Source organism: Glycomyces lechevalierae, assembly GCF_027622945.1.
Taxonomy (GTDB): Bacteria; Actinomycetota; Actinomycetes; order Mycobacteriales; family Micromonosporaceae; genus Glycomyces; species Glycomyces rutgersensis.
The window spans coordinates 123141-145189 of sequence record NZ_JAPZVQ010000007.1 but is presented as its reverse complement, the minus strand read 5'-3'; the positions used below and the strand labels follow the sequence as shown (position 1 = coordinate 145189).

The following is a 22049-nucleotide window of genomic DNA, read 5'->3' as shown; positions in this document are numbered from 1 at the left end:
TTCGGGCAGTGCGTCCGGAGGGAGCGCCGGGCCGGTGCGCGGCGCTCCCGGCGGTCTACTTGACGTGTGCTGCGATCGGGAGCGGCAGTGCCTTCGCGCCCTCGGAGACGATGCGCGCCATCTGGTTCGCGCCGTACTCCTGGAAGTGGGTGTTGTCGGCGACGCCGTTGGGGAAGGCCGGGTACTGGCCGGAGGCGAGGTGCAGGAACACCCGCTTCGAGGCTTCGGGCCCGATGCTGTTGAGGTACTCGCGCGAGCGTTTCGACAGGTCGATCATCGCCACGCCGGTCTCGTTGACGAGCTCGTACACCTTGTTCACGTAGTCGGGGAACGAGACCCGGAACTGGCCGCTGGAGTCGTAGTCGCGCCGTGAGACCGGCGTGAGCAGCACCGGAATGGCACCGCGCGCGGTCGCCCCCGCCATGTAGTTGTCACGCAGATAGCGCTTGTAGTCCGTGGGGGAGGTGTAGCGCTCGGGGTTGCCGACGCTGGCGTCATTGTGTCCGAATTGGACGAACAGGTAGTCGCCGGGCTGGATGGCGTTGAGGATCGTGGTGAGGCGGCCCTGCTCGATGAACGAGCGCGAAGAGCGTCCGCCGATGGCATGGTTCGCCACCGTCGTGTTCGCGTCGAAGTAGCCTGCGAGCTTCTGGCCCCAGCCCATCTGGGGGTAGTAGCCGGAGTTGTAGGTCTGTGCGGTGGAGTCGGAGGCGATGTAGATCGTCGGCGTCCCGTCGCCGGGCGGCGCCCCGACCGCGAGTGCCCGGAACTGCTGGTTCGTGCCGCCGTTCGAGGTGTACTGGGAGATGCGGCCCCCTGCGGTGGTCGACTTCTCCCAGACGTCGAGTGCCTTGCCCGAGTTGCGGTTCACGAACCGCAGGTACGTGCCGTCGTCGAGGATCTGCCACTGCTGGTTCGCGCCGCCCGTGTCGCTCCACTGGACGATGTCCGCACCGTCGGCGCGGCTGCTGTCGCGGACGCTGAGCAGGAGGTTCGAATGGCGGGCCTGGATCTTGAAGTAGCCGCCGCCGACGTCGACGAACCGGAACTGCTGGTTCGTCGCGTCGGTGCGGTTCCACTGCACCAGCATCGCGCCGTTGGCGGTCGATCGCGCTTCGACGTCGAAAACGAGGCCGGAGTGGCGGCTCTGGAGGACGTACCAGGTGTCGGTCGCGAAGGCCGCGCGGGCGGGAGCGGCGCCGAAGAGGCTGCCGGCGGCCGTGCCGGCGACGAGGCCCGCCAGGGTGCGGCGGCTGAACTTGGATTCGAGCAGGCGTGGTGTGTCGGGAGTGCGCATGGGTGCTCCAGGAAGCATCGGCCCCGGCGTCGCCGCCGGGGCCCGTGGACAGGGAAGGGGACCGTGGGTGGACCGCGGGACCCGGGCGTTCCGGCACGGCGTCCGGGCCCCGCGGGGCTTCTACGGGGTGTGGATGTCGGGCCAGGGATAGGCGGTGACGTCTGAGCCGATGTAGAAGCTCGGGTGCGGCGGCTGGTTGTACCCGGTGTTCTGCCAGGCGATGGCGACCCGGTACTGGACGTCGTGCATCAGGGTGGCGATGCGCAGGTTCGTCTGGTGCGGTGTCGCATAGATCCGCAGGGCCCGGTTGTCGCTCGTGCGCCACACGACTTCCTCGCGCCAGTCGCCGAACAGGTCGGCGGACAGCCCGGGGGTCGATTTGGTGCTGTTGTTGGAGGACACGCCCGACCCGCTCAAGAGCGTGCCGGAGGGGTAGTTGGTGATCTGGGTGCCGTCGAGCAGTTCGCGCTCGCCGTCGCCGTCCCACCAGGACAGGAAGTTCATCGAGCCGGGCTTCGACCCGATGTTGGACCCGCTCGCGTTGAGCAGGCCGCCGACGTTCGCCGACCAGTACTCGGCGCCGGGGTTCGACGCGAGCACGTTCGCGGCTACGCCGCGGCCGTTGTCGCCGCTCGCGCCGGTCTGGAACATGACCTGCCCGTTCGAGCCGTTCAGGTGCGAGGACGGCTGGTTGCCCGCTTCGTGGACCATGAAGACCTCCTGGCCCGCACGGCTCGGCACGAAGTCGCTCACATGGAGCGCGTCGCCGTGGCCGAACCGGGTGTTCCACAGCGCGTTGCCGTCCGAGCCGACCGCCATCGCGCCGAAGACCACGTCCTGGCGGCCGTCGCCGTTCAAGTCCGCGATCGAGAGGCTGTGCGCCCCTTGCCCCGCGTACTGGCTCCCGGCCGTGTTCGAGTCGAAGATCCAGCGGGTGGTCAGGTCGGTGCCGTTCCAGTCCACGGCCCAGATCACCGAGCGCGTGTAGTAGCCGCGCGAGAAGATCATCGACGGCGTGGCACCGTCCAGATAGGCCGTTCCGGCGAGGAACCGGTCGACCCGGTTCCCGTACGTGTCGCCCCAGCTGCCGACGTTGCCGCGGGCGGGCTGGTAGTTCACGGTGTCCATCGCGGCGCCGGTCTGGCCGTTGAAGACCGTCAGGTACTCGGGTCCGGTGAGGATGTAACCGCTGGAGTTGCGGTGGTCGGCGCTCGCGTTGCCGATGACCGTCCCCTGGCCGTCGCGGGTGCCGTCGGCGGTCTTGACGGCGAGTTCGGCCTTGCCGTCCCCGTCGTAGTCGAACGCCTGGAACTGGGTGTAGTGCGCCCCGGCCCTGATGTTGCGGCCCAGATCGATCCGCCACAGCCGCTGCCCGTCGAGCTTGTACGCGTCGAGGTAGACGTTGCCGGTGTATCCGGACTGCGAGTTGTCCTTGGCGTTGGTCGGATCCCACTTGACGATCAGCTCGTACTTTCCGTCCCCGTCGAGGTCCGCGGTGCTCATGTCGTTGGCGACGTAGGTGTAGGAGCCTGAGGGGTTCGAGCCTCCGGCCGGGGGCTGGATCGCGACGTCGAAGTAGCCGCTGGAGTTGAAGGTCACCTCGGTGCCGGACGCCGATCCTTCAGTGCCGCCGACGACGCTGCGGACGGTGTACTGCGAGCTCGAGGAGCCGCCGGTGTCGAGGTAGTTCGACGCGCCGGTGATCGGCGACGAGTTGAGCTTGGTGCCGTCCCGGTAGACGTTGAAGGCCACATTGGACGGGTCCGTGCCGAGCAGCCGCCAGGACACGAGGCGGCCGCTGCCCGAGGGCACCACGGTGACCCCGCGGGTGAGCGCTTCCACCTCGTACTTGCCGTCGCCCTGCTGCGGCGGGGTGCCGTCGCTGAGCTCGACGTAGTCGATGTTCGCCAGGCCGGCGGCAGTGGAAGCGTTGAGCCGGATCGTGTTGCTTCCGGCGTTGACCGGGACCGTGAGGGTCTTGGTCGACCAGGTGGTCCAGGCGCCGGTCGCACTGAAGGCGCTCGCCGCCTCCACCGCCGTGCCGTTCACGAGGATGTCGGCCGAGCGGGTGTCCGTGCCGCCGTGGGCGTACCGGATCGCCAGGGTGGCGGTGCCCGCGCTCGCGGCGTTGACGGTGAACTGGCTCGACGCCCCGACCGCGTTGCTGGAATTGCAGAACCCGCTGCCGGAGTAGCCGGCGTGGTTCGACTCGATCGCGCCGTCGCAGACGGCCGGGGCGGTCTCGGCCTCGTACCGGGTGGTCGCCGCGTCGGCGGCGTTCATCGCCATCATCGTGGCCGCGGCCGCGGCCACCAGGCCCGTCACCGCCGCCATGGGCGCTCGCAGGCGTCTCGCCCGTCGAGAGGTTGACTTGTGCATGTTCACTCCGAAGTCGTTGGGGGAGCACCCGACCGGGACGGCGTCGGCGCTGCGTGCCGGGGAAGGCCGCCGACGCCGTCGCTGCGGGTGGGACTGAATCGTTCTCAACGCTCGGCGGTTCAGACCGCTTGGCGGGCGAAGCGCTGGTTGGTGCCGCCGTTGTAGGTGTACTGCGAGATGCGGGCGCCGTCGGCTGTGGACCGCTCGTACACGTCCATTGCCAGGCCCGACTGGCGGTTGATGATGCTGACGACGCCGCCGCCGTGGTCGGTCAGGCGCCAGTGCTGGCTGGGAGCGTTGGTGTCGGCCTGCTGGGTGATGTCCGCTCCGTTGCTGTTGCTCGCGACCTGGAGGACCAGTCCGGAATGGCGGGCCTTGATCTTGAAGTGGCCTTCACCCGCGTCGATGAACTGGAACTGCTGGTTGGTGCGCCCGGTGGGGGTCCACTGGTGGAGCAGCGCTCCGGCGCTGGTGGAGATCCCGTCGATGTCGGCGTACTTGCCGCTGTGCTGCGCGACCAGGCGGTACGTGCCCGGCTCGGTGGGCGTGTCGCCGAGCGCGGACTCCCAGCGGGTGCCCGATCCGGACGCGTCGGCCGGGAGCCGGTCGCGGGCGGCGGTGTCGCCGTACATGGTCCAGCGGGCCCAGTCGGTGACGGTGGTGGGGAAGCGCTGGTCGCTCCAGAAGCTGGTGTGGCTGCCGCCGACGAAGGTGAGGAACGCCTTGGGCCAGGTCATCTCGGTGTACGCCTGCCGCGCCGAGGAGTAGGACGTGGTCGAGTCCCTGTCGCCGTGGACGAACAGGACCTTGGCGGAGACCGATGCGGCGGGGTTGCCCATGTCGATGCACGACTGGGGGTTGGCGGAGATGATGCGGCTGTCGGGCCAGGAGGTCAGGAGCCCGTGGGTGATCATGCCGCCCAGGGAGTGGCCGGAGACGCCGACGCCGATGTCGGTGCGGATGCGGCCGGCGAGCGGCCCGCTCGCGTTGAGGGCGAGGGTGTTGGTGAGGATCTGCGAGACGTCTTGGGAGGTCCTGCCGGTGTTGACGTCGTCGAAACTGTGGTTGAAGTGCGGCGCCGGGACGATGAAGCCCGCCTCGGCGAGCCGCCGGATGATGAAGAGGGAGTTCTGGGGGCTGCTGCCGAAGCCGTGGGTGAAGTTGTAGACGGGGAAGACCCCGTTGGCGACCGGGGCGTCGGTGACCGGGTTGCCTCCGGCGGTGCCGGTGGCGGGGTAGTAGACGTACGTCGTGCACGGGCGGCTGCCGCGGGTCCAGTCGTACCGGCGCACGCCTACGGCGAACGGGTTGGCCGGAGCCGGATCGGCGAGCGCGGAGCCTGCGCCGAAGAGGGACGCGCCCACTCCCACGGCCCCGGCCATGCCCAGGCCGAGAAAGGTCCGTCGTTGCATTGACATGAGTGCTCCTTCAAGGAGAGTCGTGAGGGTTGCTGATGCGGAGCAAATCACTGTGAACGTGCACAGCGAGGATCAATATATCGTTACATTTCTCTATAGTCAAGAACTTCGATATATGGTTCGGGTCGGTGTCCCCGCATCGGCATCGGTCGAACACGGTCGCCGTCCGCGACGGTGCCGTTCAGGCACTGTCGCGGACGATCAGCTCGGTCGGCAGGATGACGGACTCGACCTCCTGCTCGTCGAGCAGAGCGAGCAGCAGGCGCACCGCCTCACTCGCGACCTCTGCCAGCGGCTGCCGGATCGTGGTGAGCATCGGGTTGGTCGCGGTGGCGACCGCCGAGTCGTCGAATCCGGCGACCGCTACCTCCCCGGGCACGCTGCGCCCGGCTGCATGCAGCGCCTGGAGCGCGCCGGCGGCCATGAGGTCGGAGGCGACGAAGACCGCGTCGAGGGCCGGGAACTGCCGCAGGAGCTCGTGCATCGCCTTCTCGCCGCCGGCCTGGGTGTAGTCGCCGTGGACCACCATCCGCTTGGTGACCCTGCGGCCCGGCACGCTCGTGAAGCCTTCGATCCGCAGCGACCCGCCCGGGGTGTCGACGGGGCCGGCGATCATGCCGATCTTCCTGCGGCCCTGTCCGATCAGGTACGTCGTGGCCTGCCTGGCCCCGCCCCGGTCGTCGGCCGCGGCGTAGGGGACCACGCCCTCGCGCCCGAGCACCGCTCCGCACGCCACAGAGGGGACGTGCGAGCGCTCGATGGCCTCCAAGAGCGGATCGTCGGCATGCGTCGAGATCAGCAGCGCCCCGTCGGCGTGGCCGCCGCGCAGGTAGCGCGCCACCCGGTCGCGGCCCCCGTCGTCACCGGCGATCATGAGCACCAGCGACATGTCGTGTGCGGCCAGCTGATTGGTCGCCGCACGCATGAGCACGCTGAAGTTCGGGTCCTCGAACAAGCGCTCCTGCGGCTCCGAGAGCACCATGACGACCGAGCCGGTCCGGCTCGTCTTGAGACTCCTGGCGGCACGGTTGACGACGAATCCGGTCTCGGCGACCGCCCGCCTCACTGCCAGTTCAGCGGCCAGCGAGACGTTCGTCTTGCCGTTGAGGACACGCGAGACCGTGCCGCGCGAGACGCCGGAGGCCGCAGCGACATCGTTGATCGTGGGTCTTTTCCGTGCCAAGTTCCTCAGTCCCCGCGTGGATTCGAGTGTCTGATCGACGCCGTCGAGGGAGGCCGCCCTGCCCGGGCGGCCTCCCTCCCGCCTCACGCGGTGCGAGTGAGGCTCACCGAGTCGAAGTTGATCCAGTTGCCCGCGTTCGCGTTCGAGTAGAACCCGACCTCGATCTGGCCGCTGGTGACCTGGATGCCGGTGATCGACACCTGCGTCCACTGCGAGGCGACCGGCAGGTTGGCCTGACGCTCGGTCCCGCCGTGGTTCTTGGCGTACATGCGCGCGGCGTTCTGGCCGCCGCCGTTCATGATCCAGGCGGTGAGCGTGTACGTGCCGTTCGGGACGCTGCGCGACTGGTAGGTCGAGACGGTGTAGGCCGAGGCCTTCCAGTGCGTGAACTTGGCGGTGCCCTGGTGGAAGGTCCCGCGCGTCTCACGGAAGGCCGCGTCGAGGTTCGTGTCGCTCGACGCCCACACGCTCCACCCGGTCGCGGTCCTGCCGCTGCCGGACTCGAAGCTGCCGTTGGTCAGCACGTTCTCGCCGGTGCCGGGATCGCCGCCGCCGGTGACCTCGCCGAAGAAGTCGAGCGTCGAGAGCTTGTTCCCGTTGTGGTCGAACAGGGTCTGGTTGTCCCAGGAGTTGCTCTCGCCGGCCTGGTCGTTGATGTACGACATGCCCGCCGGCTTGGCCCAGGAGGTGTCGCCGGTCCAGGCCGGCTCCCACCAGACCAGGCCGCGGCCGCGGTCGTTCGGGACGTCCGCGATGGCGTCCTGCAGGTCGCGCAGGAACTGCGTCTGCCCCGCCACCGTGGCCGGGTAGCCCGATTCACTGGCATGGCTGCTGGTGAAGATGTTGCCCCGGCCGTCGCCGTCCGCGAGGGTCCAGGCGTAGGCGGTCTCGACGACCATGACGTCCTTGCCGTAGCGCGCGGCCACGTCGTTCATGTTGGTGCGCAACTGGCTCATCGTGCCGTGCCAGTACGGGTAGTACGACATGGCGATGATGTCGTACGGCACGCCCTGGTTGCGGGCGTTGTCGAACCAGGTGCGGTAGGCGGCGTTGTTGCCGCCGCGGTCGAGGTGCAGCGCGATCTCGATGTCGGAGCCGCCCTCGTGGACCCCCGCGATCCCGGCTTTGAGGAGGCCGCCGAGCTGCGACCAGTTCGACGTGCTGCCGGTGGGCTGCAGCATCCCGTTGGTGATCTCGTTGCCCACCTGGACGATGTCGGGCTTGGCGCCCGCGGCGGCCATCTGGGAGACGACGTCGCGGGAGTAGGTGCGCACCGCGGTGGTCAGCTGGCTGTAGGACATGTTCTGCCAGGCCTTGGGCTTGATCTGTTTGCCCGGGTCGGCCCAGAAGTCGGAGTAGTGGAGGTCCAGGAGCACGTCCATGCCGAGGGCTTTGGCGCGCTGCGCGAGTGCGATGGTCTTCGCCAGGTCGTTGGTGCCGCCGCCGTAGGGCTGGCCCGAAGCGCTGTACGGGTTGTTCCACAGCCGCAGCCGCACCAGGTTGGCACCGCTCTCGGCCATGATCTCGAGGGCGTCGCCTTGGACGCCGCCGTCGTAGAAGCGTTCACCGCTGGCTTCGACCTCGGCGAGGGTGCCGACGTCGACGCCCATGTAGAAGTCGTCTCTGACGGCCTGTGCCGGGGAGGCTGCCGTGGCGAACGCGACGAAGCCCATGGCGGCCGTGAGGGCCACCGCGATCATCCGTCTCATGTGTCGCTCCTTTGCGATCGTGGGTCGGGCGCCGGGGCGCCCGTCGCGGCGGCGCAGAGGCGCCGCCGAGCTTGTACGGGCCGCTGCGGCCCTTGGACGCTCATCCCTTCTCCGCGCCCGCCATGGCCCCGGTGACCAGGTGGCGCTGCAGGACGATGTAGAGGATCGTGATGGGCAGGGCGAGGGCCACCGCGCCGGCGGCGAAGGTGGTGAAGTCGTTGCTGTACTGGTCGGTGATCATCTGGAACAGGCCCAGGGCCACGGTCTGCTTGCCGCTGCTCTGCAGCAGGAGCCGGGGGAGGATGAAGTCCATCCACGGCGCCGTGAACGACGTGATCGCCACGAAGGTGAGCATGGGGCGCATGAGGGGGAGCACGATCTTCCGGAAGATCGTGAGCCTCCCTGCCCCGTCGAGAGCGGCGGCCTCGTCGAGGCTCGCGGGCAGGTTGTCGGTGAAGCCCTTCATGAGCCACGTGTTGTAGGGCAGGGCCGCGGCGATGCTCACCAGCGCGAGGCCGGTGAGGGAGTCGAGCAGGCCGAAGTTGAGGAACAGCATGTAGACGGCGATCGCGGTCAGGAAGCTGGGGAACATCTGCAGGATGAGGATCCCGAGCATGCTGGCTTTCCGGCCCCGGAACCTGATGCGGGCGAACACCCAGCCGCACAGGGCGGAGAGGGCGACGGATCCGGCCATGTTGATCGTGGCGACGTAGAGCGAGTTGAGGTACCAGCGCCCGTAATTCGTCTGCGTGAAGAGGTGCACGTAGTTGTCGAACGTCGCGTTCTCGGGGATGGGAGTGGCGTTGGCCAGCCCGCCGCCGGGGCCGAAGGAGGAGCCGACGACCCAGACGAGCGGGTAGATCACGATGATCGCGACGACGGCGAGGACGAGGTGCATGATGGCGCTGGTGGCGCCGTCGCGCACGCGCTGGCGGCCCTCGACGCTCCCGCTGCGGCGGGTCCGGGCGCTCCCTGTAGTGGCGGACATGGGTCAGAGCTCCCGGATCGCTTTGGTGCGGTTGAGGTTCAGCACCGAGATGGCGCCGACGATGACGAAGATGACCAGGCTCATCACCGCGCCGATGTTGTAGAGGCGGTTGTCGAGGGTGAGCTTGAACAGCCAGGTGACGAGCAGGTCGGTGCTCCCCGCGAACCGGTAGTCCACATTGTCGGGACCGCCTTCGGTGAGGAAGTAGATCACCCCGAAGTTGTTGAAGTTGTGCACGAACGACAGGATGATGAGCGGCGTGACCGTCCGCTGGACGATCGGCAGCGTGATGTAGCGGAACTGCTGCAACGGGCCGGCGCCGTCGATGCGGGCGGCCTCGTAGTAGCTGTCGGGGATGTTCGCGAGGACGCCGCCGACGAGGGCCATGAAGAACGGGAAGCCGAGCCACAGGTTGACCAGGAGCGCGACCGCCCGCGCGAGGTTCGGGCTGGTCGGGTCGGTGAACCAGTAGACGCGCTCGTCGGTGAGCCCGATGTCGACCAGCCATTGGCTGACGGGCCCGAACTGGCCGTTGAACATGGAGCGGAACACCAGGGCTGAGACGATCGCGGGGACCGCCCAGGGCAGCAGGAACACCGACCGCCACACGCGCGGGAACCTGACCCTCCTGCTCGCCAGCATCACGGCCAGGAGCATTCCGGCGGCGTAGGTGGTGACCGTGGCGACCACGGCCCAGACCACGGTCCAGACGAGGATGCCCGCGAACGTCTCGGTCCAGGAGGGGACGGCGAAGAGCGTCGCGAAGTTGTCGGTGCCGACCCAGCTGACGAGGTTCTTGGGAGGCAGGTTGTCGCGGTTGTAGTTCGTGAAGGCCACGAGGATGCCGAAGAGCACGGGCAACACCGACATGAAGACCAGGAGGACCAGGCCGGGTGAGAGTGCGATGTAGGCGAAGGCGCTTTCCCACAGGCGCTTGAAGTAGGCGCTCGAGGTCTCGGCGCGGCGGCCGGCGTTGCGCTCGGCCCGGTAGCGGGCCGCGTCGCGGATGCTCCAGATCCAGATGACGGCGAGCAGCGCCAGCGTCAGGAGGGCGATGAGGCCGTTGGCCATGAGGACGATCGAGTTGTCGCCCTCGGTGAGGCCGGTCATGGTCATCTCGCGCGGCTGCGTGCCGAGTGTGATGAGCCCCCATAGTCCCCGGATGAAGAACCCGCCGTTCAATCGCGCGGTGAACTCCATGCCCGCGTAGTAGTTGCCGGTGGCGATCTCCCCGACGACCATGCCGGCGAAGAACGTGAAGAAGAACGCGGCCTTGCCGGCCTGGCGGTTGAGCAGCTGGCCCGCACCCCACACCAGCGCCGAGGCGAGGCCGGGCGCCAGTGCGGGAAGTCCGGGGCCTGTCCGGCCCGGGCCGCGCGGGGCGCGGCGCGGGGCCGGGACGGGGTGTTCGGTGGTCTCGATGGTGGTCACGGCGCTCGGTCCCTAGAGCCCGTGCAGTTCGTTGTAGGTGGTCACGGCCTTCTCCTGAGCTGCGGCGGCGTCCGAGAGGTCGTCCCACACGTCGATGACCATGGTGTTGCCGGTCTCCCAGAAGTACTGGGGCACTTGCGGAATCAGTTCGGCATTGGCCGACTGCGCCACGATGCCGGCCACGTGGGGGTCGTCCTCGATCCCTTCGATGCCGGCGAGGAGGTCGGCGTTGACGGCCGGGATCTGACCCGTGGCGGCGTAGACGGCGGCGGCGCCGGCGTCGGAGGCGAGGAAGTTCGCGAAGACACGGGCGGCCGCAGGGTACTCGGAGTAGCCGGAGACGACGGCGACGTGCATCCCCGCGAAGGAGCCGGCGGTCCCGCCGCCCTCGACCCCCGGCAGCGTGGTCACGCCGTACTCGAAGCCGTTCTCGGCAGCGCCGGTGTCGAAGAGCGAGAAGCTCCAGGGGCCGGTGATGACGTACGGGGTCTCGCCTTTGGCGAAGCCCTCCTCGATGGTCTCCCAGGTGCTGTCGGCGCTGGGCACGTCGTAGATGTCGCGCAGACCGCCGTAGTAGTCGAGCGCGGCGGTCAGCGCCGGGTCGTCGAAGCCGGGATCGTCCACATTGCCGTCGGGGTAGACCTTCCAGCCCATGGAGGAGAGGATCGGGTAGGCGCGGTAGATCTCGGCGGTGGACATGCGCAGCGTCCAGCGGTTGGCGGCGGGGTCGTTGTAGGTCGCGGCGAGGGCCTTGATCTCCTCCCACGTGCGCGCCGGCTCGGCGGAACCGGTCAGCTCCTCGAGGAGGGTCGTGTTGTAGATGAGCGCGAGCGACTCGGTCGTGACCGGCACGGCGTACATCTGGTCCTCGACGGAGACGACGCTGGTGGCGGCGTCGCTCATCCGCTCTCGGAGGACGCCGGTGTACTCGCCGAGGGGCGCGGCGGTGCCGTCGTCGATGGCGCGGGCCACCTGGTCGTAGAGGCTCATGTAGACATCGGCGCCGTTCCCGGCCTCGCCGGCGAGGGACATCTTCTCGACCGCATCGTTCTTGGTGACGAGCTCGTACTCGATCTCGATGTCCGGGTACTCGTCCTTGAACTCCTCCTTGAAGGCCGCTATGGCGGCCTCGGCGAGGTACTCCTCCTCGAACCAGACCTTGAGCGGCACTTCGCCGGAGGCGATGTCGTCCTCGATGACGTACTGCTGGGATTCGGCGTCCCACTCCAGTTCGGAGGACTGCTCCTCCTCAGTGGGGCCGCCGCAGGCGGTCAGTCCGAGCGCCGCTGCCGCGGCGAGCGCGAGAGCTCCTCTGCGTCGCATGTGCGTGTCCTTGTCTCAGTGAGGGATGCCGCCGCCGGTACGCGGCGACTGTGAACGTTTACAGCAACATAGCGACATGTATCACTTGATACAAGCGAGGAATACTCCTTATGTGGCATTTGCATCATGATTGTTACGATAAAAAGTTGAAAAATCACGCCCGCCGAGAAGCTGGGCGTGGCACGGCGACTGCACCAAAGCCATCCCCACCCGCAACTCTGGTGACGGACGGGTAAGCGTCACAACGTCTTCAGAGAAGCCGCCGAGTTGCCGGCCGATACGTGCGACGGCTCAGTAGAGGTCTGCGGCGACGTGGCCCTCTGGTCGACCTCCGCGCAGTGTGTCGGCGGCGCGCGCAGCTCAGGGCGGAAACGTGCCCCGCGGCATCGGCGCGCCCTACCGGCGGGCGGTGACGAGGTAGTAGTCGATCAGGCCGTTCTCATAGCAGCGCAGCCAGTTCCGAGCCCAGGAGACGCGGAACTCGGTCTGAGCGATCCACCGGTCGAGCTGGCGCCACACGTGCTCGCCGATCGACTCGACGGCGACGTCAGCGAATCCGGCGGCGGTCAGGTCGGCGGCGAACTCCCCCACGGGCCGGATCACGTCGGCACCGGAGGCGACGGTCTCGAGGAGCTCGGCGACCGGAGCCGCCTCCGCGCCGTCGGGCGCGAAGAACGTCGCGGTCGCGAAGCGCCCGCCGGGCCTGAGGACCCGGTAGACCTCGCGTGCCACGGCGGCGAGGTCGTCGACGTGCTGAAGCACCTCGACGGCGTAGACACCGTCAACGGAGGCGTCGCCCCAGGAGAGGTCGGTGACCGAGCCCTGGACGAACGAGAGCGCGCCGCCCAAGGCCTCGATCGCCTCGGCGTTGATCGTCAGGGCCCGTTCGAGCTGAGTTGCGGAACGGTCCATGCCGGACACGAGTACGTCGTATTCGGAGGCGACCAGTGCGGTACCGACGCCGAGACCGCAGCCGAGCTCCAAGAGGCGGTCGCCGGGCTCGGGTTCGAGACTCGTCGCGACCTGCCGGTACAGCTCGGCATGGCTCTCGACGCGCTCCTCCGCGGTGATCTCACGATCGGGTTCGAGGTCGCCCCAGTACCCGAAATTGATGAACGATCCCGAGAAGATGGACAGCGATCCGAGGTCGAATTGGCCGTACATGAGATCGCGCTGCGCCTGAGCATCAGATTCCGGTTCCATATCGCCCGATTCTGGCACGAACCCGATCCGGGAATACGAACTTTCGCGCGTCGTCGCCTCTCCGTTAGGGGAGTTCCCCGGCCGCGATGACTCGGTCGGTGTCTTCCCCGCCCCCGGTACCGGCACAGCGGAGGACTTCTACATGGCCGCAAGGACATCCGCCTCGGCGATGCCGGCGGTCTCGACGGCGTTGCGGCCGCCCGACTGCGATCGAGTCGCCATCTGGCGCACTGGCCCTGGGCCACAATACGTCCATCGAAGCCCAATGTAGCGGCATTCCCAGAACTCTTCCCGCTGTGCGCAACTCGCGCCATCGTGAAGGCGGAAGTGTCGCTCCGCCCCTGCGGCGGTGCGGCAATCGCCAGACCGACAGCAAAGGGGATTTCGTGAAGAACCGTCGAGACCGAACACGCCGGCCGCTTGCCGCAGCAGCGATTGGACCGATGAACGTGTCGAACCGGACCGGGCTCGGTCATGTCCCGCACCGGATCCACGGCCTCGCCCCCTCGGCGAGGAGCCTCGGGTTCGTCTCGCTGGCGCTGGTCAACCTGTCCGCGGGAATCGGCCTCGCGGCGGTACCGGCGCACGCCAACGGGATCGACCTCGAAAACTCCGACACCGTTGAGATCAGCTCGTATCTGAATGACCTCAGGCAGCGTCGCAGTTCCGAAGTGGAGAAGATCGACGTGCTCGAGACCGAGCGCTCGGACCTGGAGGCCCTGATCGAAGGTGCCGAGGGCGACTTCGGCACGGTTGAGGCCCAGCTCGCGCGGGCCACTCAGGCCCTCAACGAGGCGAACGGCGACCTTTCGGGCAAGTTCGAGGCGCTGGCGGCGTTCAGGGTCGAGCAAGCCGACCGCTACGAGGCCTCCGAACAAGCGTCGGAGCGCCTTGAATCGGTTGCGCCGGAGATCTCCCGGGGGACCGAGAGGATCGAGGGGCTGGGCGTCGAGATCGGAAGAAGCAGGCGCGCGCTGGAAGAGGCTGAACAAGCGGCGGCTCAAGCACAGGCCGAGGCCGCCGCACGGAGCGAGACGGCTCCTGATTCGACAGGGTCCGCCGATCGCCCGGGGTCTGCGAACGCGGTGGTTCGTTTCGCCTACGACCAGTTGGGGAAGCCCTACGGCTTCGGCAAATCCGGACCGGAGGCCTACGATTGCTCCGGCCTGGTGATGGCCGCCTACTCCCAGTCAGGCGTGTCTCTCAGCCGCACGTCCCAGGGGCAGTGGAGCGATACCGTGCCGATCAGTCGCAGCGAACTGTCCCCAGGCGACTTGGTCTTCTTCTACGGGTCAGGGCACAGCTCCCTCTACATCGGCGGGAACCAGGTGATCCACGCCACGAAACCGGGCGACATCGTGAAGATCGCCTCGATCGACGTCATGCCCGTTTCCGGCTATAGACGAGTACGTGCTTGACCCGCGAAACCTCGATCATCCGCGCGCACGCGCTTTCTCGCGCACGCGAGCGCTCCCCTGTCGAGGATCGACCTCCAAGACGCCGGCAGCCTCGGGGTCCTTCGGGTCGGTCGAGTCGTAGAAGTTGACCACCGCCGCCTGGAAGTTGGAACGGACCGGGTGAGGTCCTGGCCCCGTGCCGACATCTCATGAGCGAAGTCACGTTGCACTTAGTGCAACGTAGCATCTAGTGTAATCATCATGTCCGCGACTCCCGCACCGATCGACCGCCGCGCGGCGCTGAAGGCCCGCAGTCGCAGGTCGATCCTGGACGCCGCCGCGAACCTGATGCACCGGAGCGGCGGCACGAGTTTCTCGGTAGATGAGCTCGCCGCTGCTGCCGACGTCTCCCGCCGCACCGTCTTCAACCACTTCGACTCCCTGGAAGACGTGGTCATCGCGGTCGCCGAAGAGATGTTCGGCGACCTCATGGGCGACATCGAGGCCCAGACCGCAAGCCCTTCGAGTGAGCCCGAGACCGTCCTGGCCGACCTCGCGGCCATCGCCGACGCCGATCGCATGGTGCCCGCCGTCGCCTCCCTGGTCCGGATCTTCGGCGGCGTCGACGGCCCGCCTTCCAACCGGGACGCCGTGCTCATGCAGCGGGCCATGGCGCTCTTCACTGTGCGGATCTCCGCCGCGATGACCGGGCGCCATCCCGATCTCGACCCGCTCAGCCTGGATCTGGTCGTCGCGGCGTTCCTGGGCGGCATGCTCGGCTTCGTCGAACGCTGGCGCACCGAGACCGGCGCCGACGACACCCCCGAGTCCCGCCGCGCCTGGGACCACTACGTCGCCAAGCTCATCGACGTGCTGCGCGAGCCCGGCTCCTGAAACGCCGCCGGGCCCGCACCCGGCGCCCGTTCCGCGTCGCCAACCAATGAGAACCGGAGGCCGTCATGGCTGAATTCCTGTACCGCCTCGGGCGCTGGAGCGCCCGACGCGCACGAACAGTCATCGCCGCCTGGGTATTGGTGCTCGCGGCCGCAGCCGCCGCATTCGTCGTCTTCGGAGGGACGCTGACCAGTACGGTCTCGATCCCCGGTACCGAGACGGAGCGGGTCACCGAGCAGCTGCAGCAGGCGCTCCCCGAAGCGGCCGGCGGCAGCGGGCGCATCGTGCTCAGCACCACCGACGGCGAGCCGTTCACCGACGACCAGAAAGCCGCGATCAGCGCCCTCGTCGCCGACGCCGCCGAAGCGGACGGCGTCGAACGGGTCATCGACCCGTTCGCCACCGAGGCCGACCGCGCCGACCAGGCGCAGTCGATCGAGGAGGGGCGGACGCAGATCGAAGCCGGCCGGGCCCAGATCGCCCAGGCCCGCGCGGACCTGGAGGCCTCCCAGGCGCAATTGGACGCCGCCCGTGAGCAGGCCGGGAACTCCGGCGAACTCGACGCCCAGCAGGCCGAAATCGACGCCGGACTCCAAGCCCTCGAAACCCAGGAGGCCGACCTCGAAGCCCAGGCGATGACGCTCGAACAGGGCGCGACCCTGCTCGAACTCGCCGAAGGCATCACCACCGTCTCCGCGGACGGCAGCGCCGCGGTCGTCAACGTCGCGTTCACCGAACCGCAGCTCTCGGTCGCCACCGCGACCAAGGAAGCCGTGACCGACGTGTTCGACGACGCCCCTGTGGACGGCGTCGAGGCCGACTACTCCTCCGACATGCTCGAATCCACCCCGGCCCTGTTCGGCGCCGGCGAGATCGTGGGCCTGGTCGTGGCCGCGATCGTCCTGGTCGTCCTGCTCGGCACCCTCATCGGCGCGGCCCTGCCGCTGGTCACCGCGCTCGTCGGCGTCGGCGTGGGCGCCATGGCCGTGCTGTCGCTGTCAGGCGTGATCGACATGACCTCGGTGACACCGGTCCTCGGCCTGATGCTCGGACTCGCCGTCGGCATCGACTACTCGCTCTTCATCGTCAACCGCCACCGCCGGCAGCTCAAAGAGGGCCAGCAGCTCGACGAGTCGATCGCCTTGGCGACCGGCACCTCCGGCAACGCCGTGGTGTTCGCCGGCTTCACCGTCGTCATCGCGCTGGTGGCGCTCAATCTCACCGGGATCCCGTTCCTCGGGCTGATGGGTTCCGCCGGCGCGTTCAGCATCGCGACCGCGGTGCTCATCGCCGTCACGCTCGTCCCGGCGCTGCTGGCACTGGTCGGCCTGCGCATTCTCCGCAAGCCCGAGCGCGCTTCCCGCGACGCGGCGGTCCACGACGAGAAGCAGTCCGCCGCGAAGACGATGGGGACCGGACGGGCCGTGGCCCGGGTCCTCATCGGCGTCGGCGTTCTGGTGGCGGTCGCCATCCCGGCCATGGACCTGCGACTCAACCTGCCCGACGGCTCTTCAGAGGCGCACGACTCCACCCAGTACCAGGCCTACGCCACCATCGCCGACAAGTTCGGCGAGGGCCAGAACGGGCCGCTGCTCGTGGTGGCGGACCTGCCCGGCAGCCCCGACGAGGCCGAACTGCAGACGATGCAGGTCACGATCGCGCAGACCCTGGCGGGCCAGGACGACGTGGCCGCCGTGGCCCCCATCGGATCCTCAAAGGACCGAACCGTCGCGGCGTTCCAGGTCATGCCCGAAGCCGGCCCGACCACGGCGTCCACCGAGGCGCTCGTGCATGCGCTGCGGGGCCTGTCGATCGACGGTGTGGACGACCTCGGAGTCGCCGGCAGCGCCTCGGGCAACATCGACATCTCCGACAAGCTCGCGGACGCCCTCCCGACGTACCTGATGGTCGTCGTCGGCCTCTCGCTGATCATCCTGATCGTCGTGTTCCGATCGCTGTTCGTGCCCGTGATCGCCACGCTCGGGTTCATCCTCAGCTACTTCGCCGCGCTCGGCGGGGTCGTCGCGATCTACCAGTGGGGCTGGCTCGGAGGCGTCTTCGGCGTCGACAGCCCCGGCCCGATCCTGAACTTCCTGCCGACGCTCCTGGTCGGCATCCTGTTCGGACTCGCCATGGACTACATGCTGTTCCTCGGCTCCGGCATGCGCGAGGCGTACGCCCACGGCGTCCCCGCGCGCCTCGCGGTCGTCCACGGCCTGCGCGCCGGCCGCTCGGTCGTCACCGCCGCGGCGATCATCATGATCGCCGTCTTCGGCGGGTTCGTGTTCTCGCACTCGGCGATGATCCGGCCCATCGGGTTCGCGCTCGCGTTCGGCGTGCTCGTGGACGCGTTCCTGGTGCGGATGCTCATCATCCCGGCGCTCATGCACCTCGTCGGCGACAGAGCCTGGTGGCTCCCGAAGTGGCTCGACCGCATCCTGCCGGACGTCGACGTGGAGGGCGCCGCCCTCGAACGCCGCCACCCGCACCGAGAAGCGGCAGCGCAGCAGGAACCTGCGAAGCAGTAGCACCGCCGGCAGCTCATCCCGCCTGAGCGCGAGGCGCACGGGAGGCGAGCGAGGTCCCACCCTCTGATCCCGGCCTCATGGCGACGCAGCCCGGTGGCGGTGGCTCACCGGCTCACGATGTCCAAGCGCCCGTTGATGAACGGATCAGCGGGTGGTTGCGCAGGCGACAACACTCTGGGCGTCTCAAATGGGGAGCAGTCATCCATTATCGACTGACTTGCTCGTTTTAGGGGCGGTGAGGGCGACGATGCCGACGCCGAGGAGCGCGGCGAGGAGGGATCCGGCGAGGACGCCGATCTTGGCTTCGGCGGTGAGCAGTTCGGTGCCGTTGCCGCGGAAGGCCAGCTCGGTGATGAACAGGGCGACGGTGAAGCCGATCCCGGCCACGGCGGCGATGCCGGTGAGCAGGGGCCATCCGGTGCCGTTGGGCAGGCTGCCGATGCCGAGTTTCACGACGATCCAGGTGGTGAGGGTGATGCCGAGCGTCTTGCCGACCACCAGGCCCAGGACGATCCCGAGGGTGACCGCGGAGGTCGCGGCGGTGGCGACGAGGTCGCCGCTGAGGGCGACGCCGGCGTTGGCGAGGGCGAACAGCGGTAGGACCACGAACGAGGAGAACGGGTGGATGCGCTCTTGCAGCCGGTCGGTCGGCGGCACGGCGTCGCGGCTGAGCCGCACCACCTTCTCGGTCTCCTCGGCGGTGAGCCCTTCCTTGGTCATCTCCTGGACTTCGGCGTGCGCGATTTCGGGGTCGAGCAGTGGCTTGGCGGAGATGATGAGGCCCATGACGACGCCCGCGATGGTGGCGTGGATGCCCGATTCGAGCATGGCGACCCACAGGAGCACGCCGATGACCAGGTAGACGGGTCCGGACCAGACGTTGAGGAGGCGCAGGACGATCGCGAGCGCGATGAGGGCGCCGGCGGCGGCGAGCCAGGTCATGGACAGGCGGTCGGTGTAGAAGACCGCGATGACGGCGATCGCGCCGAGGTCGTCGACGATCGCGAGGGTGAGCAGGAAGATCCTTGCGGGCGAAGGGATGCGGGAGCCGAAGAGGGCGAGGACGCCGACGGCGAACGCGATGTCGGTGGCCATCGGGATGCCCCAGCCGCCCGCGCCGTCGCCTCCGGCGTTGAACGCGGTGTAGATGAGCGCGGGGACGGCCATGCCGCCGACGGCGCCCGCGATCGGGGCGACGGCGTTGCGCGCACTGCGCAGGTGGCCGGAGACGATCTCGCTCTTGATCTCCATGCCCACGACGAAGAAGAAGACGGCCATGAGGCCGTCGTTGATCCAGTCTCGCACCGAGTGGTGGAGGTCGAAGTCGCCGAAGTGCAGCGTGATCTCCATGCCCCACACGGATTCGTACGAGGCGGCCCAGGGGGAGTTGCCCCAGAGCATCGCGGCGACGGCGCAGACGAGGAGCACGATCCCGGCGGCCGGTTCGATCTTGAGGAACTCGGCGGCGGGGCGGCCGACGTAGCGGGCGAGCGGCCTGCGGGAGTAGAGGAAGGTCGGGCGGTCGCGCCAGATCGACGAGTTCCAGGGCTCTTTCGGCGGCGAGTGCAACGGTGACGGCATGCGAACGGGCTCCGCTCCAGGGTACGGACATTGCTCGCCGACCAGACTTCCCGGCACACCGGTGCGAACGATACAGCATCACCTGTGATGCGGCGGATACCGCACGGTGCGGGCACGGGTGCCGGCCGCGCGTTGCGTTCGCTTCGCGCGGCCGGTCAGCCGGCGCTGACGGTGCCCGTTCCGATCTTCACCGGACCGTTTGGAAGGGGAGGCGGGGGTTTTGCCAGTCCCAGATTCGGCCCAGGGACTTCGTGACGGTGACCTCCGGACGCGACGTAGCTACCGCTAACGCAATGTCGCCGTGTCGAGGGCCAGGAGTTCGCCGAGTGCTTCTGCGCCCGTATCGGTGAGGCGCACCGCCCGTGTGGATCCGATCCGGCGGACCCAGTCCGATTCGAGGAAGCGGGCGCAGACGGCCGCTCCGGCGAGGCCTGCGAGGTGGCTGCGGCGCTCCGTCCAGTCGAGGCATTCCCTGACCGCCGGGCGGCGGCCGCGCGACCATGCCGCCGTGTCGACGCCGAGCGCGGTCGTCATCCAGTCGCGTCCCTTGTCGCTCAACGCGAAACCCGCCGTCCGGTCGAGGATCCCGCGGTCGGTCATCGCGTCGGTGACCGCGACGCCGAGTCTCCCGGCGAGATGGTCGTAGCAAGTCCGGCCGCGGGCCAGCGCGGCCGACGCGGTAGACGCGCGCAGTCCCGACGGGGCCACCGCGGGCGCCTGGGAGTGACCGGCGAGTGATTCGATGAGCGCCGCGGTCTCGGGGTCGGCGAGCTGCACGTACCGGTGGCGGCCCTGCCTGCGTTCGGTGCACAGGCCGGAGTCCACGAGCCGGTGGAGATGTCCGGTCGCCGTCGGCGCCGACACTCCCGCGAGTGTCGCCAGTTCGTTCGCGGTCCAGGCGCGTCCGTCGAGGAGCGCGACGCAGAACGTCGCCCGCGTCGGGTCTGCGAGCACTGCCGCGACCGCTGCCAGCCGAGTTCCTTGCGCACGATCGGTCATCCGCCGATTGTGCCCCTGCGACATTTCGGCGGTCGCCGAACCGTCCCGGCTCTACGGTCGCTGCATGACGACCGTTTCATTCGGTGCCGAGCGCGCCGCCGAACTGCTCGGCCACCCGGGCCTCGTTCCGCCTCCGGTCGCGCCCGGCCCGCCCGGCGGTCTCGACTGGCTGCGCGCCGGCGTCGCCCGCTTCGCCACCGGCGGGGCGCACGCGCGTCGCCGCGCCCAGGTCGCGGACTTGTTGGACGCCATGGATCTTGACGTGCTGCGGCTGCGCGCCGAGATCCTCACGTGCATCGTCCTCGACGAGGGGCCGCTTGACGTCATGACCCGTGTCGCCCGCGACGTGCCGGTCCGCGTCCTCGCCGAATCCGCCGGACTCCCCGAACCGGACGTCGCCGCCGTGCGCACGATCGCCGCCGCCTATCTCGCCGGCGAGGCCACCGCCGAGACCGACGCGGCCGTCGCGGCGCTCGTCGCGGCCTTCGGTGGCGTCCCCGACGAGCCCACTGCAGCCGGCATCGGGCTTCTGGTCCAGGCCTGCGAGGCGACGGCGGCTCTCATCGGCAACGCTCTGGCCGACGGCGCTTCCGGTTCAGCCTGTGCCGATGTCGCCGCGCAGCTCCGTGACGACCCTCCGGTCAAGGCCACGATCCGCATCGCCGCAACCGGGATCGCGGGCACCGGTCTGCGACCGGGCGACCGCGCCCGGATCGGGCTCGACGGCTCCCACCCGTTCGGCGCGGGCCCGCACGCCTGCCCGGGCCGCGAACAGGCCATCGCCATCGCGATCGGCGTATGCGAAGCGCTCCTCCGCGTCCAGCCTCCGAACACGCCGATCGCATACGAGGCCTTGGAGAATCTCCGCATTCCTGCCCGCATCGATGTGGCGCCCATCGTCGCAGAGGGGAACCCGTGACCTTCCTTGCCGGAGCATGCCTGCGCGAGTGAGGTTTCCGGTCGGATGGTTCGTCGGCGGTCTGAGCTTCCACCCGGATCGGCCGGAGCCGCTGATCGGTCTGTCGCAATAGGACAGTGAAGCGGGTGATTATCTACCGCCTCGACCTGTGGGACGTCGATCGGGGCGGGCAGATCGCCTCGGTTCCGCTGCCCGATCTGCCGCACGACATGGAACTGAGTCCCGAAGCCGGAGGGCGTGGCAGCGCTGGCAGCGCGCCGGTTGAGGGCGGCGCGCTGTCCTCCCGGCATGGTCTGGCGGGACTGCAGGTACCGCTACTCGTTGAATCCCTGGGTGGCGCAGGGCACGAGCGCGTTGCACAGTCGCATTCGGTAGATGAGGCCGGTGATCACGTCGTAGCTGAAGCTCTCGTACGTGCCCGCGCCGGAGTCGTTGTTCTTGCAGCGGAGGGTGACCCAGCCGGTCCTCGGGGTGTACGTCTGGAGGCAGCCCTCGACGCTGTGGCCGTCCCTGAGGGAGTCGTAGACGCGGAAGGAATCGCCGTCGTCGACGTGCTGCATGGCGCCGACCTGGTGGCCGTCGATGTCGGACAGGATCAGCCAGGTATCGGCCGCGAAGGCGGCGCTCCCGGTTCCGGCGATGAGGCTGACGCCGATGGCGCAGGTGAGCGCGAACCTCGTGACCCACTTCTTGAACATTGATGCTCCTTGTGCCGCAGTTGAACAAGCCGGGCAACCCGGCTTGAGCCGACGAACCATGTACGCCGCGAGGCGTCGCGGCGGTTGCTCGACGGGCGCCGG

16 protein-coding genes are annotated in these 22049 nt (G+C 68.7%); 4 read left to right on the top strand and 12 right to left on the bottom strand.

Going from position 1 to position 22049, the window contains the following annotated elements:
* Positions 1–55 precede the first annotated feature (55 nt).
* The 9 genes from O2L01_RS13550 to O2L01_RS13510 form a co-directional block, all read right to left on the bottom strand.
* On the bottom strand, positions 56–1297 hold the full coding sequence (locus O2L01_RS13550; RefSeq protein ID WP_270122478.1) for an RICIN domain-containing protein: 1242 nt from the start codon (positions 1295–1297) through the stop codon (positions 56–58).
* Positions 1298–1417: 120 nt separating this feature from the next.
* Positions 1418–3631, bottom strand: coding sequence for a rhamnogalacturonan lyase family protein (locus O2L01_RS13545; RefSeq protein ID WP_270122477.1), 2214 nt, complete (start codon positions 3629–3631; stop codon positions 1418–1420).
* A 164-nt stretch (positions 3632–3795) separates the two neighbouring features.
* Positions 3796–5094 carry an RICIN domain-containing protein gene (locus tag O2L01_RS13540; protein WP_270122476.1) on the bottom strand — a complete coding sequence of 433 codons (1299 nt, stop codon included), beginning with the start codon at positions 5092–5094 and terminating at the stop codon, positions 3796–3798.
* A 181-nt stretch (positions 5095–5275) separates the two neighbouring features.
* The gene (locus O2L01_RS13535) at positions 5276–6277 is read right to left on the bottom strand and encodes a LacI family DNA-binding transcriptional regulator (protein WP_270122475.1); all 1002 of its coding nucleotides are present in this window, start codon (positions 6275–6277) and stop codon (positions 5276–5278) included.
* 83 nt (positions 6278–6360) lie between these two features.
* On the bottom strand, positions 6361–7986 hold the full coding sequence (locus O2L01_RS13530; RefSeq protein WP_270122474.1) for a glycoside hydrolase family 53 protein: 1626 nt from the start codon (positions 7984–7986) through the stop codon (positions 6361–6363).
* Positions 7987–8086: 100 nt separating this feature from the next.
* Positions 8087–8974 carry a sugar ABC transporter permease gene (locus O2L01_RS13525; protein WP_270122473.1) on the bottom strand — a complete coding sequence of 296 codons (888 nt, stop codon included), beginning with the start codon at positions 8972–8974 and terminating at the stop codon, positions 8087–8089.
* 3 nt (positions 8975–8977) lie between these two features.
* Positions 8978–10405: a carbohydrate ABC transporter permease gene (locus tag O2L01_RS13520; RefSeq protein WP_270122472.1), complete on the bottom strand. Its 1428-nt coding sequence runs from the start codon at positions 10403–10405 to the stop codon at positions 8978–8980.
* 12 nt (positions 10406–10417) lie between these two features.
* Positions 10418–11728, bottom strand: a complete 1311-nt coding sequence (locus O2L01_RS13515; RefSeq protein WP_270122471.1) for an extracellular solute-binding protein — start codon at positions 11726–11728, stop codon at positions 10418–10420.
* Between the two features lie 396 nt (positions 11729–12124).
* Positions 12125–12931, bottom strand: a complete 807-nt coding sequence (locus tag O2L01_RS13510; protein ID WP_270122470.1) for a class I SAM-dependent methyltransferase — start codon at positions 12929–12931, stop codon at positions 12125–12127.
* A gap of 386 nt (positions 12932–13317) precedes the next feature.
* On the opposite strand from O2L01_RS13510, the gene O2L01_RS13505 reads away from it, so the two are divergent.
* The 3 genes from O2L01_RS13505 to O2L01_RS13495 all read left to right on the top strand — a co-directional run bounded on the left by O2L01_RS13505 (position 13318) and on the right by O2L01_RS13495 (position 17750).
* Positions 13318–14349: a C40 family peptidase gene (locus O2L01_RS13505; protein ID WP_270122469.1), complete on the top strand. Its 1032-nt coding sequence runs from the start codon at positions 13318–13320 to the stop codon at positions 14347–14349.
* A 240-nt stretch (positions 14350–14589) separates the two neighbouring features.
* A complete protein-coding gene (locus O2L01_RS13500) occupies positions 14590–15222 on the top strand; it encodes a TetR/AcrR family transcriptional regulator (protein WP_270122468.1) in 633 nt (210 codons plus the stop codon).
* Between the two features lie 65 nt (positions 15223–15287).
* Positions 15288–17750: an MMPL family transporter gene (locus O2L01_RS13495; RefSeq protein WP_270122467.1), complete on the top strand. Its 2463-nt coding sequence runs from the start codon at positions 15288–15290 to the stop codon at positions 17748–17750.
* Between the two features lie 198 nt (positions 17751–17948).
* Here O2L01_RS13495 and nhaA read toward each other — a convergent pair whose 3' ends face one another.
* Together nhaA and O2L01_RS13485 are read right to left on the bottom strand one after the other, a co-directional pair.
* Positions 17949–19331 (bottom strand): Na+/H+ antiporter NhaA, encoded by a 1383-nt coding sequence (gene nhaA / locus O2L01_RS13490; RefSeq protein WP_270122466.1) that lies wholly within the window; start codon positions 19329–19331, stop codon positions 17949–17951.
* A 285-nt stretch (positions 19332–19616) separates the two neighbouring features.
* Positions 19617–20330: an ArsR/SmtB family transcription factor gene (locus O2L01_RS13485; RefSeq protein ID WP_270122465.1), complete on the bottom strand. Its 714-nt coding sequence runs from the start codon at positions 20328–20330 to the stop codon at positions 19617–19619.
* Between the two features lie 64 nt (positions 20331–20394).
* On the opposite strand from O2L01_RS13485, the gene O2L01_RS13480 reads away from it, so the two are divergent.
* Positions 20395–21249: a cytochrome P450 family protein gene (locus tag O2L01_RS13480; protein ID WP_270122464.1), complete on the top strand. Its 855-nt coding sequence runs from the start codon at positions 20395–20397 to the stop codon at positions 21247–21249.
* Between the two features lie 314 nt (positions 21250–21563).
* On the opposite strand, the gene O2L01_RS13475 is transcribed toward O2L01_RS13480, so the two are convergent.
* Positions 21564–21947, bottom strand: coding sequence for a hypothetical protein (locus tag O2L01_RS13475; protein WP_270122463.1), 384 nt, complete (start codon positions 21945–21947; stop codon positions 21564–21566).
* Positions 21948–22049: the final 102 nt, after the last annotated feature.